Origin of the sequence: Enterobacter sp. BNK-34 (assembly GCF_048684445.1) — a bacterium.
Classification (GTDB): domain Bacteria; phylum Pseudomonadota; class Gammaproteobacteria; order Enterobacterales; family Enterobacteriaceae; genus Enterobacter; species Enterobacter pseudoroggenkampii.
This window is the reverse complement of the sequence record NZ_JBLQUA010000001.1, coordinates 4,563,450-4,580,339: the sequence shown is the minus strand read 5'-3', so window position 1 is coordinate 4,580,339 and position 16,890 is coordinate 4,563,450. Positions and strand designations below refer to the sequence as shown.

General features: G+C 53.9%; 14 protein-coding genes. 10 read left to right on the top strand and 4 right to left on the bottom strand.

Going from position 1 to position 16,890, the window contains the following annotated elements; translation table 11 throughout:
• Positions 1–111: 111 nt before the first annotated feature.
• Positions 112–2,253, bottom strand: a complete 2,142-nt coding sequence (pta, locus tag ACMGG5_RS22475; RefSeq protein ID WP_032646614.1) for a phosphate acetyltransferase — start codon at positions 2,251–2,253, stop codon at positions 112–114.
• Positions 2,254–2,329: 76 nt separating this feature from the next.
• Complete coding sequence (gene ackA / locus ACMGG5_RS22470) at positions 2,330–3,532, bottom strand: acetate kinase (protein WP_208763110.1); 1,203 nt, start codon at positions 3,530–3,532, stop codon at positions 2,330–2,332.
• Positions 3,533–3,869: 337 nt separating this feature from the next.
• On the opposite strand from ackA, the gene yfbV reads away from it, so the two are divergent.
• The 4 genes from yfbV (at position 3,870) to ACMGG5_RS22450 (ending at position 7,490) form a co-directional block, all read left to right on the top strand.
• Entirely contained in the window at positions 3,870–4,325 is a 456-nt protein-coding gene (gene yfbV, locus ACMGG5_RS22465) for a terminus macrodomain insulation protein YfbV (RefSeq protein ID WP_008502875.1), read from the top strand.
• A gap of 91 nt (positions 4,326–4,416) precedes the next feature.
• The gene (locus tag ACMGG5_RS22460; RefSeq protein ID WP_008502874.1) at positions 4,417–4,911 is read left to right on the top strand and encodes a YfbU family protein; all 495 of its coding nucleotides are present in this window, start codon (positions 4,417–4,419) and stop codon (positions 4,909–4,911) included.
• 11 nt (positions 4,912–4,922) lie between these two features.
• The gene (locus ACMGG5_RS22455) at positions 4,923–5,582 is read left to right on the top strand and encodes a sugar phosphatase (protein WP_148770472.1); all 660 of its coding nucleotides are present in this window, start codon (positions 4,923–4,925) and stop codon (positions 5,580–5,582) included.
• Positions 5,583–5,657: 75 nt separating this feature from the next.
• Positions 5,658–7,490, top strand: a complete 1,833-nt coding sequence (locus tag ACMGG5_RS22450; protein ID WP_420278538.1) for an SLC13 family permease — start codon at positions 5,658–5,660, stop codon at positions 7,488–7,490.
• An 80-nt stretch (positions 7,491–7,570) separates the two neighbouring features.
• Here the strand turns inward: ACMGG5_RS22450 and yfbR are convergent, their stop codons facing one another.
• On the bottom strand, positions 7,571–8,170 hold the full coding sequence (yfbR, locus tag ACMGG5_RS22445) for a 5'-deoxynucleotidase (RefSeq protein ID WP_061714715.1): 600 nt from the start codon (positions 8,168–8,170) through the stop codon (positions 7,571–7,573).
• 94 nt (positions 8,171–8,264) lie between these two features.
• Positions 8,265–9,479 carry an alanine transaminase AlaA gene (gene alaA / locus ACMGG5_RS22440; RefSeq protein WP_008500204.1) on the bottom strand — a complete coding sequence of 405 codons (1,215 nt, stop codon included), beginning with the start codon at positions 9,477–9,479 and terminating at the stop codon, positions 8,265–8,267.
• Between the two features lie 938 nt (positions 9,480–10,417).
• Between alaA and lrhA the strand changes: the two genes are divergently transcribed.
• The 6 genes from lrhA to nuoF all read left to right on the top strand — a co-directional run bounded on the left by lrhA (position 10,418) and on the right by nuoF (position 16,846).
• On the top strand, positions 10,418–11,356 hold the full coding sequence (gene lrhA / locus ACMGG5_RS22435) for a transcriptional regulator LrhA (RefSeq protein WP_021241557.1): 939 nt from the start codon (positions 10,418–10,420) through the stop codon (positions 11,354–11,356).
• A 630-nt stretch (positions 11,357–11,986) separates the two neighbouring features.
• The gene (gene nuoA / locus ACMGG5_RS22430; protein ID WP_014171000.1) at positions 11,987–12,427 is read left to right on the top strand and encodes an NADH-quinone oxidoreductase subunit NuoA; all 441 of its coding nucleotides are present in this window, start codon (positions 11,987–11,989) and stop codon (positions 12,425–12,427) included.
• Positions 12,428–12,442: 15 nt separating this feature from the next.
• Positions 12,443–13,117, top strand: coding sequence for an NADH-quinone oxidoreductase subunit NuoB (gene nuoB / locus ACMGG5_RS22425; RefSeq protein ID WP_003861482.1), 675 nt, complete (start codon positions 12,443–12,445; stop codon positions 13,115–13,117).
• Between the two features lie 89 nt (positions 13,118–13,206).
• Positions 13,207–15,009 (top strand): NADH-quinone oxidoreductase subunit C/D, encoded by a 1,803-nt coding sequence (gene nuoC / locus ACMGG5_RS22420; RefSeq protein WP_023312537.1) that lies wholly within the window; start codon positions 13,207–13,209, stop codon positions 15,007–15,009.
• Between the two features lie 2 nt (positions 15,010–15,011).
• Positions 15,012–15,512: an NADH-quinone oxidoreductase subunit NuoE gene (gene nuoE / locus ACMGG5_RS22415; RefSeq protein ID WP_006176513.1), complete on the top strand. Its 501-nt coding sequence runs from the start codon at positions 15,012–15,014 to the stop codon at positions 15,510–15,512.
• Entirely contained in the window at positions 15,509–16,846 is a 1,338-nt protein-coding gene (gene nuoF / locus ACMGG5_RS22410; protein WP_008500209.1) for an NADH-quinone oxidoreductase subunit NuoF, read from the top strand. The genes nuoE and nuoF overlap by 4 nt, the downstream gene beginning before the upstream one ends.
• Positions 16,847–16,890 lie beyond the last annotated feature (44 nt).

Here is a 16,890-nt window from a genome sequence, read left to right as displayed (position 1 = left end):
TAAAAAAGGCGACCGGTTAAGTTGTCGCCTTTCTTGCCGGATGGCGCTTCGCTTATCCGGCCTACAAAACCGTAGGCCCGGTAAGCGCTAGCGCCACCGGGTTTTTTAACATTACTGCTGCTGCGAAGACTGAATCGCGGTCAGAGCGATGGTATAGACGATATCGTCAACCAGCGCGCCACGGGACAGGTCGTTCACAGGTTTGCGCATCCCTTGCAGCATCGGCCCGATGGAGATCAGGTCTGCAGAACGCTGTACCGCTTTGTAGGTGGTGTTACCGGTGTTCAGATCCGGGAAGATGAACACGGTAGCGCGACCTGCAACCGGCGAGTTCGGCGCTTTGGATTTCGCAACGTCAGCCATAACCGCGGCGTCATACTGCAGCGGGCCGTCGATCATCAGATCAGGACGTTTTTCCTGAGCAATACGGGTCGCTTCACGCACTTTCTCTACGTCGCTACCTGCACCCGAGGTGCCGGTGGAGTAGGAGAGCATCGCTACGCGCGGTTCGATACCGAAGGCAATCGCAGAGTCCGCGGACTGGATAGCGATTTCTGCCAGCTGCTCTGCGGTTGGATCCGGGTTGATCGCGCAGTCACCGTAAACGTAAACCTGTTCAGGCAGCAGCATGAAGAACACGGAAGAAACCAGAGAACTGCCCGGTGCGGTTTTGATCAGCTGCAGCGGTGGACGGATGGTGTTCGCCGTGGTGTGAACCGCACCGGAAACCAGACCGTCAACTTCGTCCTGCTCCAGCATCAGCGTGCCCAGCACCACGTTGTCTTCCAGCTGTTCGCGCGCAACGGCTTCGGTCATGCCCTTGCTCTTACGCAGCTCAACCAGACGGGCAACGTAGCTTTCACGAACCACTTCCGGGTCAACGATTTCGATGCCAGCGCCCAGCTCAACGCCCTGAGACGCCGCTACGCGGGTGATCTCATCCGGGTTACCCAGCAGCACACAGGTCGCGATGCCGCGCTCTGCACAGATAGCCGCCGCTTTAACGGTACGTGGTTCGTCGCCTTCTGGCAGAACAACGCGTTTGCCTGCTTTACGCGCCAGCTCGGTCAGCTGGTAACGGAATGCTGGAGGAGACAGACGGCGGCTGCGCTCGGAGGTCGCAGTCAGGGATTCGACCCAATCTGCGTTGATGTAGCCTGCAACGTATTCCTGAACTTTCTCAATACGCTCGTGGTCATCAACCGGCACTTCGAGGTTGAAGCTCTGCAGGCTCAGGGAGGTCTGCCAGGTGTTGGTGTTCACCATGAAGACCGGCAGGCCGGTGGCGAACGCGCGTTCGCACAGCTTGCTGACGCGTGGGTCCATCTCGTAGGCACCGGTCAGCAGGATCGCACCGATTTCCACGCCGTTCATCGCGGCCAGGCAGGCTGCAACCAGCACGTCAGGGCGGTCTGCGGAAGTCACCAGCAGGGAACCTGCGCGGAAGTGTTCCAGCATGTGCGGAATGCTGCGCGCACAGAAGGTCACGGACTTCACGCGGCGGGTGTTGATGTCGCCTTCGTTAACCACGGTGGCGTTCAGGTGACGCGCCATATCGATTGCACGGGTGGCAATCAGATCGAAGCTCCATGGCACCGCGCCCAGTACTGGCAGCGGGCTGGATTCCTGCAGCTTAGCCGGGTCAACTTTGATGACTTTCGCTTTGGACGAGTCGTCGAAGATCTCGGACAGGTCAGGGCGAGTACGACCCTGCTCATCCACCGGTGCGTTCAGTTTGTTCACGATCACGCCGGTGATGTTGGTGTTTTTCGCGCCGCCGAAGCTGCTGCGCGTCAGTTCGATACGCTCGTTCAGCTGCTCTGGGGTATCAGTGCCCTGAGACATCACGAAAACGATCTCTGCGTTCAGGGTTTTCGCGATTTCAAAGTTCAGAGACTGGGCAAACTGGTGTTTGCGGGTCGGGACCAGGCCTTCAACCAGCACCACTTCCGCGTCTTGCGCGTTAGCATGGTAGTTGGCGATGATCTCTTCCATCAGCACGTCTTTCTGGTTGCTGGACAGCAGAGACTCAACGTGGCTCATCTTCAGCGGTTCAGCCGCTGGCAGATTGGAATTCTTGCGAACGATGGTGGTGGTCTGGTCTGGCGCATCGCCACCGGCACGTGGCTGGGCGATTGGCTTAAAGACGCTCAGACGAACGCCTTTGCGTTCCATAGCACGGATAACGCCAAGGCTGACGCTGGTCAGGCCGACGCTGGTTCCGGTAGGGATCAGCATAATAGTACGGGACACGGTTTATCCTCTTTCGTTACCGCCCAAATGTAGCGGGTTACAAAACAGCACCGCCAGCATTGCTGGCGGTGTGGAATCAGGCAGTCAGGCGGTGCGCGTCTTGCGCAATGACCAGCTCTTCGTTAGTTGGGATAACGATAGCCGGGCGGGTGCCTTCTTTGTTGATGAAGCCAGACTTGCCGAAGCGGGCAGCCAGGTTACGCTCGTGATCAACTTCGAAGCCCAGAACGCCCAGTTTACCCAGGGACAGTTCACGAACCATCGCTGCGTTCTCACCGATACCACCGGTGAAGATAACCGCGTCCAGACGGCCTTCCATCAGCGCAGTGTAAGAACCGATGTACTTCGCCAGACGGTGGCAGTAAACGTCCATTGCACGTTTAGCGTCTTCTTTGTCTGCGTAGTTGTCTTCAACATAACGGCAGTCGCTGGTGACTTCGGTCAGACCCAGCAGGCCAGACTCTTTGGTCAGCATTTTGTTGATCTGGTCAACGCTCATGCCCAGGGTGTCGTGCAGGTGGAAGATGATCGCCGGGTCGATGTCACCGGAACGGGTACCCATCACCAGACCTTCCAGCGGGGTCAGACCCATGGAGGTATCAACACATTTACCGTTACGGATAGCAGAAACAGAACCACCGTTGCCCAGGTGGCAAGTGATGATGTTCACTTCTTCAACCGGCTTGTTCAGCACTTTTGCCGCTTCCTGAGTTACATAGAAGTGGCTGGTGCCGTGTGCGCCATAACGACGTACGCCGTGTTCTTTGTACAGGCTGTACGGCAGGGCATAGAGGTAAGATTCTTCCGGCATGGTCTGATGGAACGCGGTGTCGAACACGGCCACGTTTTTGTCTTTCAGATTCGGGAAGGATTTCAGCGCTTCAGCGATACCGATCAGGTGAGCCGGGTTGTGCAGCGGTGCGAAGGATGCAGAGTCTTTAATACCCTGAATCACAGACTCGTCGATAACGACAGAGCTGGTGTATTTTTCGCCGCCGTGGACGATACGGTGACCAATTGCAGTCAGCTGAGCAGACAGTTCTGGTTTTTGTGCCAGAATAGTGTTAACGATAAAGTTCAGCGCTTCACTGTGAGCGGCGCCTGCACCTAAAGCCGCTTCTTGTTTGCTGCCGTCCATCTTCCACTTGATACGTGCTTCAGGCAGATGGAAACATTCGGCCAAACCAGAGAGGTATTCGTCACCGTTGAGCGCATCGATGATGGCGAATTTCAGTGAGGAGCTACCGCAGTTCAGAACCAGTACTAACTTACTCGACATGGAAGTACCTATTATTGATACGTGGCTAAAAAAACGTCAGTGAGTCTAACAGCGTAACGCATGATGACTCAGACATTTATGATTAACATCATGCCAAACGAACATTGTGGCATGATGGAAGAAATAACTATGATTTTATGCCATTTTGCACAATTTTCAGCCAATGGCATAATATGCAATAATTTGACGAGTTACTGATTCTCGTCTATGGCCCTATCAGGCTGGCACAGGATACCCGATACGGGGTAGAGATGACAAAATATTTTGAACGTTGTCATAGCTTGTTGTGGTTTTGCACGAAAATTTTAATTTTTATATGTGAAGTTGAGGTACAGCCATGTCGACACCAGAGAACCCGTCCGTAAATTTCTTTAGTCTGTTTCGTCGGGGACAGCATTACGCAAAGACGTGGCCGATGGAAAAGCGCCTTGCGCCTATGTTTATTGAGAATCGCACCATCCGCGCCACGCGCTATGCGATTCGCTTTATGCCGCCTGTCGCTATCTTTACGCTGTGCTGGCAGATTGCGTTGGGCGGGCAGCTTGGACCTGCGGTCGCGACGGCGCTCTTCGCATTAAGCCTGCCGATGCAGGGACTGTGGTGGTTAGGTAAACGGTCCATCACGCCACTTCCCCCTTCTATTTTACACTGGTTTTATGAAGTGCGCGGTAAGCTGGAAGAGGCCGGGCAGGCGCTCGCCCCGGTGGAAGGCAAGCCGGATTACCAGGCGCTGGCGGACACGTTAAAGCGTGCTTTTAAGCAACTCGATAAAACATTCCTCGATGACTTGTGATTGATCATCGAAACGACGACGAAAAGAAGGCACAGTAACAATCAGTTACCGTGTCTTTTTTTTAAGTGCAATGCGCTACAGGAGTCGAAAGATGGAAATGACCCATGCTCAACGTCTGATTTTGTCCAATCAGTACAAAATGATGACTATGCTTGATCCCGATAACGCTGCGCGCTACAGCCGCCTGCAAACCATCGTCGAACGCGGCTTTGGTTTGCAAATGCGCGAACTGGACCGCGAGTTTGGCGAGCTGAAAGAAGAAACCTGTCGCATCGTGATCGACATTATGGAGATGTATCACGCCCTGCACGTCTCCTGGACGAATCTCAAAGATCAGCAGTCCATTGACGAGCGCCGTGTGACCTTCTTAGGCTTTGATGCGGCAACGGAAGCGCGTTATCTGAGCTATGTTCGCTTTATGGTGAATACGGAAGGGCGCTATACCCACTTTGACGCGGGCACCCACGGCTTCAACGCGCAGACCCCGATGTGGGATAAATATCAGCGTATGCTGAGCGCGTGGCATGCCTGTCCGCGTCAGTACCATTTAAGCAGCAACGAAATTCAACAAATCATTAATGCCTGACGGAGGTACGTGTGCAGTGTAGAGGTTTTCTGTTTGATCTGGACGGTACGCTGGTGGATTCGCTGCCGGTGGTGGAGCGTTCCTGGTGCCATTGGGCTGACAGACATGGCATCGACCATCAGGAGGTGCTGAATTTTATCCATGGCAAACAGGCCATTACCTCGTTACGGCACTTCCTGGCCGGACGTTCTGAGGAAGAAATTCAGGCGGAGTTCAAATACCTGGAACACATTGAAGCCACGGATACGGACGGCATTACTGCGTTACCGGGCGCGCGCGAGCTGCTTGAGCATCTGAACGAGGCGCAGATCCCGTGGGCTATCGTCACCTCAGGCTCCATTCCGGTTGCCCACGCCCGTCATAAGGCAGCAGGTTTACCGAAACCGGAAGTGTTTATCACCGCGGAGCGCGTTAAGCGCGGCAAACCTGAACCCGATGCATTTTTACTGGGGGCTGAACTGCTGGGCCTCGACCCCGCAGAGTGTGTGGTGGTGGAAGACGCTGCCGCTGGCGTACTGGCCGGGCTGAACGCAGGAAGTCACGTCATCGCTGTTAACGTTCCGGCCGGATCCCCCCGGCTGGACGAGGCAGATTTGGTGCTGGATTCACTGACGGCCCTGTCTGTTTCAAAAGCCTCTGACGGAGTTGTAACCGTCTCGCTAAAAGTGTAATCCCATGATATGGCCCCACATTGCTGGGGCTTTTTTATGGCAAAATTCCTCATCTTCCACTGACAAGGATAAGTTGTGAACGGTGAACTGATTTGGGTCCTGAGCCTGCTTTTAATCGCCATCCTTCTTTTTGCAACGGGCAAGGTACGCATGGACGCCGTCGCCCTGTTTGTCATCGTCGCGTTTGTGCTGAGCGGTACGCTCACGCTACCGGAAGCCTTCTCCGGATTTAGCGATCCCAACGTTATCCTGATTGCTGCCCTGTTTATCATCGGCGATGGGCTGGTGCGCACCGGTGTGGCGACCATCATGGGGTCGTGGCTGGTGAAGGTGGCGGGCAACAGCGAAACCAAAATGCTGATCTACCTGATGGTGACCGTCGCCGGGCTGGGGGCGTTTATGAGCTCCACGGGCGTGGTCGCCATCTTTATCCCGGTGGTGCTGAGCGTCTCCATGCGGATGCAGAGCTCGCCGTCACGCCTGATGATGCCTCTGAGTTTTGCCGGTTTGATCAGCGGCATGATGACGCTGGTGGCAACGCCGCCGAACCTGGTCGTCAACAGCGAACTGATCCGCGAAGGATTTGAGGGCTTCAGCTTTTTCAGCGTCACCCCGCTGGGGCTGGTCATTCTGGTATTGGGCGTGGTCTACATGCTGCTGACCCGGTTTGCCCTGAAAGGTGAAAAACAGGAAAAAAATAAAGAAGGGTGGAAGCGACGCACCTTCCGCGATTTGATTAAAGAGTACCGCCTTACCGGGCGCGCGCGCCGTCTGGCTATTCGTCCTGGCTCGCCGATGGTGGGGCAGCGGCTGGATGACCTGAAGCTGCGTGAGCGCTATGGCGCGAATGTGATCGGCGTAGAGCGCTGGCGGCGGTTTCGTCGGGTGATCGTCAACGTCAACGGGGTGTCGGAATTCCGCGCGCGGGACGTCCTGCTGATTGATATGTCCACCGCGGATGTGGATCTGCGCGAGTTTTGCAGCGAACAGCTGCTGGAACCAATGGTGCTGCGCGGGGAGTATTTCTCCGATCAGGCGCTGGATGTTGGCATGGCCGAAGTATCGCTCATCCCTGAATCGGAACTGTTGGGCAAAACCGTGCGGGAAATGGGGTTCCGAACCCGCTATGGCCTGAACGTCGTGGGGCTGAAGCGCGATGGCGTAGCGATGGAAGGGGCGGTGGTGGATGAACCGATCCTGCTGGGCGATATTTTTCTCGTCGTCGGTAACTGGAAGCTGATAAGCCAGCTCGGGCAAAAAGGGCGTGATTTTGTGGTGCTCAACATGCCTGTTGAGGAGAGCGATGCCTCCCCGGCGCACAGCCAGGCCCCGCACGCAATTTTCTGTCTGGTGCTGATGGTGGCGCTGATGCTGACCGATGAGATCCCCAATCCGGTCGCGGCAATTATTGCCTGCCTGTTGATGGGCAAATTCCGCTGTATTGACGCCGAAAGCGCCTATAAAGCCATTAACTGGCCGAGCATCATTCTCATTGTCGGGATGATGCCTTTCGCCCTGGCGCTGCAAAAAACCGGCGGGGTGGATCTTATCGTTAAAGGCTTAATGGACGTGGGCGGCGGGTATGGGCCGTACATGATGATGGTCTGTCTGTTTATCATGTGTGCCACTATCGGTCTGTTTATCTCCAATACCGCGACGGCGGTTCTGATGGCGCCGATTGCGCTGGCGATGGCCAAATCCATGGGCGTGTCGCCGTATCCTTTTGCGATGATGGTCGCAATGGCGGCCTCAGCGGCATTTATGACGCCAGTTTCTTCACCGGTGAACACGCTGGTGCTGGGGCCGGGGAACTACACATTCAGTGATTTCGTGAAGCTGGGCGTGCCGTTCACCGTGCTGGTGATGGTGGTATGCGTGATATTGATACCGGTTCTGTTCCCGTTCTGAGCATTTTGCCGGGTGGCGGCTACGCCTTACCCGGCCTACAACCCCGTAGGCCCTGCAAGCGCAGCGCCGCTGGGCGACAGTCAGAGGGGAGAATCCTGGCTAATCTCATCCAGCGATAGATGGAAGCTCGGCACAAACACCTGCATAAAGTAATCCATCTCTTCGCTGCGGCGGGATTCCAGCGTTTTTTCCAGACGCGTTTTTGCCAGTAAAAATTCGTTATTCCCCGCGGACAGCTCTTCCAGACACTTGAGGTAGGCGCAGAGCGCGTCGGCCTGTTTGACCAGCGACTTTTCATCTTCCGTGTACTGATGCTCATCGATGAGCGGCTCAAAGATGTCGCGCAGTTCTTCAGGCACCATGTCAATCAGCTTCTGCTGGGCAATTTTCTCGATGGCCTTATATTCCTGCGCAATCTGCGAGTTGAAATACTTTACCGGCGTAGGCAGATCGCCGGTCAGCACTTCTGACGCATCGTGGTACATCGCCAGCAGGGCAATGCGCTCTGGATTGACCTGACCGTTGAATTTGCGGTTTTTAATGGCGCCCAGCGCGTGAGCGACCATCGCAACCTGCAGACTGTGCTCTGACACATTTTCCGTGCGGACATTGCGCATCAGCGGCCAGCGGTTGATGAGTTTCAGGCGGGAGAGGTGGGCAAAGAAATGACTCTGACTCATAGGGTACCTTTTGTCTTCACTGCGACAGGCGTTCATTGTGCGGGGAGGGGAGGGAAGATGCAAATCAGGCTACCGAAGTAGCCTGATTTTAAGATTACTGATGGTATCCGGAGAGGAAGCGCCCGAAGCGGCTAATGGCCATTTCCAGGTCATCTTCGCGCGGCAGCGTCACGATACGCACGTGATCCGGCCACGGCCAGTTAAACGCCGTACCCTGAACCAGCAGCACTTTTTCCTGGAGCAGGAAATCGAGCACCATTTTCTGGTCGTCATGAATATTAAAGCGCTTCGCGTCAATTTTCGGGAACATGTAGAGCGCGCCATTCGGCTTCACGCAGGAGACGCCCGGAATATCGTTGATCAGTTCCCACGCACGGTTGCGCTGTTCGTACAGGCGACCACCGGGAACGATGAACTCGCTAATGCTCTGATAGCCACCCAGCGCCGTCTGGATCGCGTGCTGCGCCGGAACGTTGGCGCATAAACGCATGGAGGCCAGCATCTCCAGCCCTTCAATATAGCCTTTGGCGTGCTTTTTCGGACCGTTCAGTACCATCCAGCCCTGACGGAAACCGGCCACGCGATAGGTTTTAGACAGGCCGTTAAAGGTGACGGTCAGCAGATCCGGGGCCAGCGCAGCGATTGAGTGGTGCTGTGCCGCGTCGTACAGGATCTTGTCGTAGATTTCGTCGGCGAAAATGATCAGGTTGTGCTGACGGGCCAGCTCGACGATCTCCATCAGCAGCTCTTTCGAGTATACCGCGCCCGTTGGGTTGTTCGGGTTAATGATCACGATGCCGCGCGTGCGGGGCGTAATTTTCGCGCGAATATCATCGAGGTCCGGGAACCAGTCAGAGGACTCGTCGCACAGGTAGTGCACCGCTTTACCGCTGGACAGTGACACGGCTGCCGTCCACAGCGGATAGTCCGGCGCGGGTACCAGCATTTCGTCACCGCTGTTCAGCAGTGCCTGCATCGCCTGCACGATCAGTTCGGAGACGCCGTTGCCGATATAGATATCTTCAACGGTAACATCACGCATACCGCGTGCCTGGTAGTGCTGCATGATGGCTTTACGTGCGGAGTAAAGTCCTTTTGAATCGCAATAGCCTTGTGCAGTAGGAAGGTTGCGGATCACATCAACCAGAATTTCATCCGGCGCTTCAAAACCAAATGGCGCTGGGTTACCAATGTTGAGTTTCAGAACCTTGTTGCCTTCTTCTTCAAGGCGTTTTGCCTCTTTCAGAACCGGGCCGCGGATGTCATAACAGACGTTATCTAGCTTGCTGGATTTTTCGATAGGGGACATGAACCTTTAACCTTTTCGCTATGATTGCCACTCCCTGCCGTGGAAGTCAGCACGGAATAATGTACTCCCCCCTCGCTTCGTTTTGAAGGGTGTGCAGTAGAAGATTTTGTGCCGGGAGCAAAATTTTGATAAATCTTTTTCTCTGGGTGTATGCTTTTATGCTGGCTTAAAGTTGTGCGCACGGTGCCATATTGGGTTAAATGTGCTATTCATTTGTCAAAATTGTGTATATTGTGCTGGTGAAAATAGGTGGAAAGCAGGACAAAGGTGGCAATCACCTTGAGTGACATTTCGTTAAACCTGAATGCTTGATACCTGTTTCTGTAATAGCATGCTGTGGCTAAAAGTTACTCATGTGAAATTAATGTTAAGTGCCATTAATGAATGGTCTTAATCTAAATTAAAATTTATTTATTATTAACCTAAAAAATGCAACTTTAGTTAATTCTAATAAAATTAGTTTAGAAGCTTAACATTCTTCTTTAATCCTCAATATTGCAATAAGACTTATAAATAAAGTGGATTTGGGTTAAGATGTCTTCCAGGAAAGCAGAGTGCAGATACACGTTTTTTGTATATCTGTGACTGGTTTTCCTCATTAATTGATTGTTATTGTTGGAGTTATCTCTGGCTGGAATGTGTCGAACATCTCCTGCTACGTTGACAGCGCTGCGATACAGATGGCAGAAAAGGTGTTATACCTTTAATGTAATTTACATAAACCTGCGAACATCTAAATATCCTGAACGTTTAAGAGAATAAAAATAACGTCATGAAACGTGCTTTCTGACTGTTGATATAAAGCAGCACAATAACTATCTGTCAGGCAGTCTGCCGGGCCGGGATGCGAGGGAAAATCTTCAGAGGGAATTGCTTAACTGTACACACACAGCTTCAACCCGGGCAGCTCCGCACGAGCAACCTGAAAGTGAATAGATATGATAAATGCAAATCGTCCGATAATGAATCTCGACCTCGATCTGCTGAGAACGTTTGTTGCGGTCGCCGATCTCAACACTTTTGCAGCCGCTGCTGCCGCCGTTTGCCGAACTCAGTCTGCCGTCAGCCAGCAAATGCAGCGGCTGGAGCAACTGGTTGGTAAAGAGCTTTTTGCGCGTCATGGGCGTAATAAGCTCTTAACGGAACACGGTATTCAGCTTCTGGGTTATGCCAGGAAAATTCTTCGCTTTAATGATGAAGCATGTATGTCATTAATGTTTAGCAACCTTCAAGGGGTGCTAACGTTAGGCGCATCTGATGAGTCAGCGGATACTATATTGCCGTTTCTACTCAATCGTATTAGTTCGGTTTATCCGAAGCTTGCGCTGGACGTTAGCGTAAAGCGTAATGCCTTTATGGTTGAGATGTTAAATGAGAATAAAGTTGACCTGGTGGTCACCACGCATCGTCCCGGGCAGTTTGACTGCCTGACACTGCGTACATCGCCTACGCACTGGTATTGCGCGGCCGAATATGTGCTGCAAAAAGGGGAGCCGGTTCCACTGGTCTTACTGGATGACCCGAGCCCGTTCCGCGATATGGTGCTCACGGCACTGAATGAGGCCAACATTCCGTGGCGTCTGGCGTATGTGGCTTCTACGCTGCCAGCGGTCCGTGCTGCCGTGAAGGCCGGTCTGGGTGTGACGGCCCGTCCGGTTGAGATGATGAGCCCCGATCTGCGCGTCCTGGGAAAATCCGATGGTCTTCCTGCGCTGCCGGATACGGAGTATCTGCTCTGCCACAATTCGTCCAGCCATAACGAGTTGGCCAAAGTGGTGTTCGAGGCGATGGAAAACTACCATAACCCGTGGCAGTTCGAACGCGTTACCTCCGAAGGGGGGGATGATTCCCTGATCGTTGAAGGGGATTTCGAGTGATCGATAGCTCAAAATTCTGGTAACAAAATGTAAGTGTAAAAAAAAGCCACTCGTGTGATTTTCACATGCAGTGGCTTTTTTTTAGCAAAAATATCCGCTTATGGCGTATGGGTTTTCAGGATACTTCATATTTATCAACATGCTAAATGCTTTTGCTTAAAACTTGTCCGTTTTCCGTTCTAACTTCAACCACCTACCTCCCATGTTAAAAAAACAGGAAATATGTTGCCGTTTTCCTGGTTGAATTAACAAAAGCGTGTCACAGATCAAGAAAATACTCCTATTTGGGGGGAGGAATCGTTGGCAAATCCTGTCAAAATAGGAGGGTTATTTTTTTTACTTCCGAAACGGACACGATTCAACAACATACATTTGACGGAAAGTCATGGACCCACCAGGGTTAAAGGGCACCAAATGTTAATGAGAATCGCTCGATGTAATTTAATGTGAAGAAACCTTTGTTAAAGTTGACAATAGGTTATAGAAAGGAGTAAAAAACCCCATCATTTTGCTGTCTACGTCTCATTTCTGACAGTTAGTGTAAGGTTATTTGTTCCTCCCCATGAATCGATGTGATGCCCATCTGCCAGCAAGAGCAGTGTCGTTGGTATCACTTTTGATGAGTAAGCAATGAGTATGTCAACATCCACAGAAGTCATCGCTCATCACTGGGCATTCGCAATCTTTCTTATTGTAGCCATTGGCCTGTGCTGCCTGATGTTAGTCGGCGGCTGGTTCCTGGGCGGTCGCGCCCGCGCAAGGCACAAAAACACACCTTTCGAATCAGGTATTGATTCAGTAGGTTCCGCTCGCTTACGCCTGTCTGCCAAGTTCTATCTGGTAGCCATGTTCTTCGTCATCTTCGACGTGGAAGCGCTTTACCTTTTCGCATGGTCAACGTCCATCCGCGAAAGTGGTTGGGTGGGCTTTGTCGAGGCCGCAATTTTCATTTTAGTGCTACTGGCCGGTCTGGTTTATCTGGTGCGTATTGGCGCGCTTGACTGGACGCCTGCGCGTTCACGTCGTGAACACATCAACCCGGAAAACAGTATCTCTAATCGTCAGCAGTAACAGCGAGGCAATAAGATGGATTATACGCTCACCCGCATAGATCCTAACGGTGAGAATGACCGTTACCCCCTGCAAAAACAGGAGATCGTAACCGACCCCCTGGAGCAAGAAGTCAATAAAAGCGTGTACATGGGCAAACTCGAACATGCCATGCACGATATGGTCAACTGGGGTCGTAAGAACTCCATCTGGCCGTACAACTTTGGCCTTTCTTGCTGCTACGTTGAAATGGTGACGTCATTCACTGCGGTGCATGACGTTGCGCGTTTTGGGGCCGAGGTACTGCGTGCTTCACCACGTCAGGCTGACCTGATGGTGGTAGCCGGTACCTGCTTTACCAAGATGGCACCTGTTATTCAGCGTCTTTATGACCAGATGCTGGAGCCTAAATGGGTTATCTCCATGGGCGCATGTGCAAACTCTGGCGGTATGTACGACATCTATTCCGTCGTGCAGGGCGTAGATAAGTTTATCCCAGTGGATGTGTACATCCCGGGTTGTCCGCCTCGTCCGGAAGCCTACATGCAGGCGCTGATGCTGCTGCAGGAGTCTATCGGTAAAGAACGTCGCCCACTGTCGTGGGTTGTTGGCGATCAGGGTGTGTATCGCGCGAACATGCAGTCTGAGCGCGAGCGTAAACGTGGTGAACGTATTGCCGTCACCAATCTGCGTACGCCTGACGAAATTTAATTTGCGCCTGTAGGCCTGGAGAACACCTTCGCATATCACTACTCAAATAGCGCGAAGCCAGGCTCAACAGTCACCACGGACCATTTGCAATGGTGAACAATATGACCGACTTAACCGCGCAAGAAGCCGCCTGGCAGACCCGGGATCATCTGGATGACCCAGTCATTGGCGAACTGCGCAACCGTTTTGGGCCGGATGCCTTTACTGTTCAGGCTACCCGCACCGGGGTACCCGTTGTTTGGGTGAAGCGTGAGCAATTGCTGGAAGTTGTCGATTTCCTCAAGAAATTGCCAAAACCGTACGTCATGCTGTTTGACTTACACGGCATGGATGAACGTCTGCGTACCCACCGCCAGGGTCTCCCTGCTGCGGATTTTTCCGTTTTCTACCACCTGATCTCAATAGACCGTAATACGGATATCATGCTCAAGGTGGCATTGTCTGAAAACGACATGCATCTGCCGACGATCACCAAACTTTTCCCGAACGCCAACTGGTACGAGCGTGAAACCTGGGAAATGTTCGGCATGACCTTTGACGGCCACCCGCACCTGACGCGCATCATGATGCCGCAGACCTGGACAGGCCACCCGCTGCGTAAAGACTACCCGGCACGTGCCACCGAATTCGATCCGTTTGAGCTGACCAAAGCCAAGCAGGATCTGGAGATGGAAGCGCTGACCTTCAAACCGGAAGACTGGGGCATGAAGCGCGGTACCGACAACGAGGACTTCATGTTCCTTAACCTCGGTCCGAACCACCCGTCTGCGCACGGTGCATTCCGTATTATTCTTCAGCTTGATGGCGAAGAGATTGTCGACTGCGTACCTGACATCGGTTACCACCACCGTGGTGCTGAGAAGATGGGCGAGCGTCAGTCCTGGCACAGCTACATTCCGTATACCGACCGTATTGAGTACCTCGGCGGCTGCGTCAACGAGATGCCATACGTGCTGGCCGTTGAGAAACTGGCGGGTATCGTTACGCCGGATCGCGTTAACGTGATTCGCGTCATGCTGTCAGAGCTGTTCCGTATCAACAGCCACCTGCTGTATATCTCCACCTTCATTCAGGACGTCGGCGCGATGACCCCGGTCTTCTTCGCCTTCACCGACCGTCAGAAAATCTACGATCTGGTGGAAGCGATTACCGGTTTCCGTATGCACCCGGCCTGGTTCCGTATCGGCGGTGTGGCGCACGATCTGCCGCGCGGCTGGGACCGTCTGCTGCGTGAATTCCTCGACTGGATGCCAAAACGTCTGGCCTCTTACGAGAAAGCCGCGCTGCGCAATACCATCCTGAAAGGCCGTTCCCAGGGCGTTGCTGCCTACGGCGCGAAAGAAGCGCTGGAGTGGGGGACGACTGGTGCAGGTCTGCGTGCGACCGGTATTGATTTCGACGTGCGTAAAGCCCGTCCTTACTCTGGCTATGAGAACTTCGACTTTGAAGTCCCGGTGGGCGGCGGTGTTTCCGACTGCTACACCCGCGTGATGCTGAAAGTAGAAGAGCTGCGCCAGAGTCTGCGCATCCTTGAGCAGTGCCTCAACAACATGCCGGAAGGCCCGTTCAAGGCGGATCACCCGCTGACGACGCCGCCACCGAAAGAGCGCACGCTGCAACATATCGAAACCCTGATCACCCACTTCCTGCAGGTTTCCTGGGGTCCGGTCATGCCGGCGCAAGAATCCTTCCAGATGATTGAAGCGACCAAGGGTATTAACAGTTACTACCTGACCAGTGACGGCAGCACCATGAGCTACCGTACCCGCGTGCGTACGCCGAGCTTTGCGCACCTGCAGCAGATCCCGTCCGCCATCCGCGGCAGTCTGGTCTCCGACCTGATTGTGTATCTGGGTAGTATCGACTTTGTTATGTCAGATGTGGACCGCTAATTATGCACGAGAATCAACAACCACAAACCGAGGCTTTTGAGCTGAGTGAAGCAGAACGTGCCGCCATTGAGCACGAGATGCACCACTACGAAGACCCGCGTGCGGCGTCCATTGAAGCGCTGAAAATCGTACAGAAACAGCGTGGTTGGGTGCCGGATGGGGCGATCTATGAGATCGCGAAAGTGCTGGGTATTCCGGCAAGTGACGTAGAAGGCGTAGCCACGTTCTACAGCCAGATCTTCCGTCAGCCGGTAGGCCGCCATGTGATCCGCTACTGTGACAGCGTAGTCTGCCACATCACCGGTTATCAGGGCATTCAGGCTGCGATTGAGAAGAAGCTCAATATCAAGCCGGGCCAGACCACGTTCGATGGACGCTTTACTCTGCTGCCAACCTGCTGCCTGGGTAACTGCGACAAGGGGCCGACCATGATGATTGATGAGGACACTCACAGCCATCTGACGCCGGAAGCGATTCCTGACCTGCTGGAGCAGTACAAATGAAAACTGTAATTCGTACTGCTGAGACGCATCCGCTGACCTGGCGTCTGCGCGATGACAAACAGCCGGTATGGCTCGACGAATACCAGAGCAAAAACGGCTATGCCGGCGCGCGTAAAGCCCTTGGCGGCATGGCGCCGGACGACATCGTTAACGCGGTTAAAGAGTCTGGCCTGAAAGGGCGCGGCGGTGCGGGCTTCTCCACCGGTCTGAAGTGGAGCCTGATGCCAAAAGACGAATCCATGAACATCCGTTACCTGCTGTGTAACGCCGATGAAATGGAGCCGGGCACCTATAAAGACCGCCTGCTGATGGAACAACTGCCGCACCTGCTGGTGGAAGGCATGCTGATCTCCGCGTTTGCGCTGAAAGCGTACCGTGGCTACATCTTCCTGCGCGGTGAGTACATCGAAGCGGCGGAAAACCTGCGTCGTGCGATTGCCGAAGCCACCGAAGCGGGCCTGTTGGGTAAAAACATCCTGGGCACCGGGTTTGACTTCGAACTGTTCGTGCACACCGGCGCCGGGCGTTACATCTGCGGTGAAGAAACCGCGCTGATTAACTCCCTGGAAGGCCGCCGCGCGAACCCGCGTTCCAAGCCACCGTTCCCGGCAAGCTCCGGCGTATGGGGTAAACCGACCTGCGTAAACAACGTCGAAACCCTGTGTAACGTTCCGGCTATCCTCGCCAACGGCGTGGAGTGGTATCAGGGCATCTCCTCAAGCAAAGATGCCGGTACCAAGCTGATGGGCTTCTCCGGTCGCGTTAAAAATCCTGGCGTCTGGGAACTGCCGTTCGGTACTACCGCACGTGAAATTCTTGAAGACTACGCGGGCGGCATGCGCGATGGCCTGAAATTCAAAGCCTGGCAGCCGGGTGGGGCAGGGACTGACTTCCTGACCGAAGCCCACCTTGACCTGCCGATGGAATTCGAAAGCATTGGTAAAGCAGGCAGCCGTCTGGGTACGGCGCTGGCGATGGCCGTCGACCACGAGATCGGCATGGTCTCGCTGGTGCGTAACCTGGAAGAGTTCTTCGCCCGCGAGTCCTGCGGCTGGTGTACACCGTGCCGTGATGGTCTGCCGTGGAGCGTGAAGATCCTGCGTGCAATCGAACGTGGCGAAGGCCAGCCTGGGGATATCGAGACGCTTGAGCAACTGTGTCGATTCTTAGGCCCGGGTAAAACCTTCTGTGCCCACGCACCGGGTGCCGTCGAACCTCTGCAGAGCGCGATCAAATATTTCCGCGACGAGTTCGAAGCAGGCATCAAGCAGCCGTTCAGCAATACCCATGCGATCAATGGGATTCAGCCGAACCTGCTTAAAGCGCGCTGGTAACGACAAGAATTTTGATTAACGCTCGGTTTCGACCGAGCCAACTG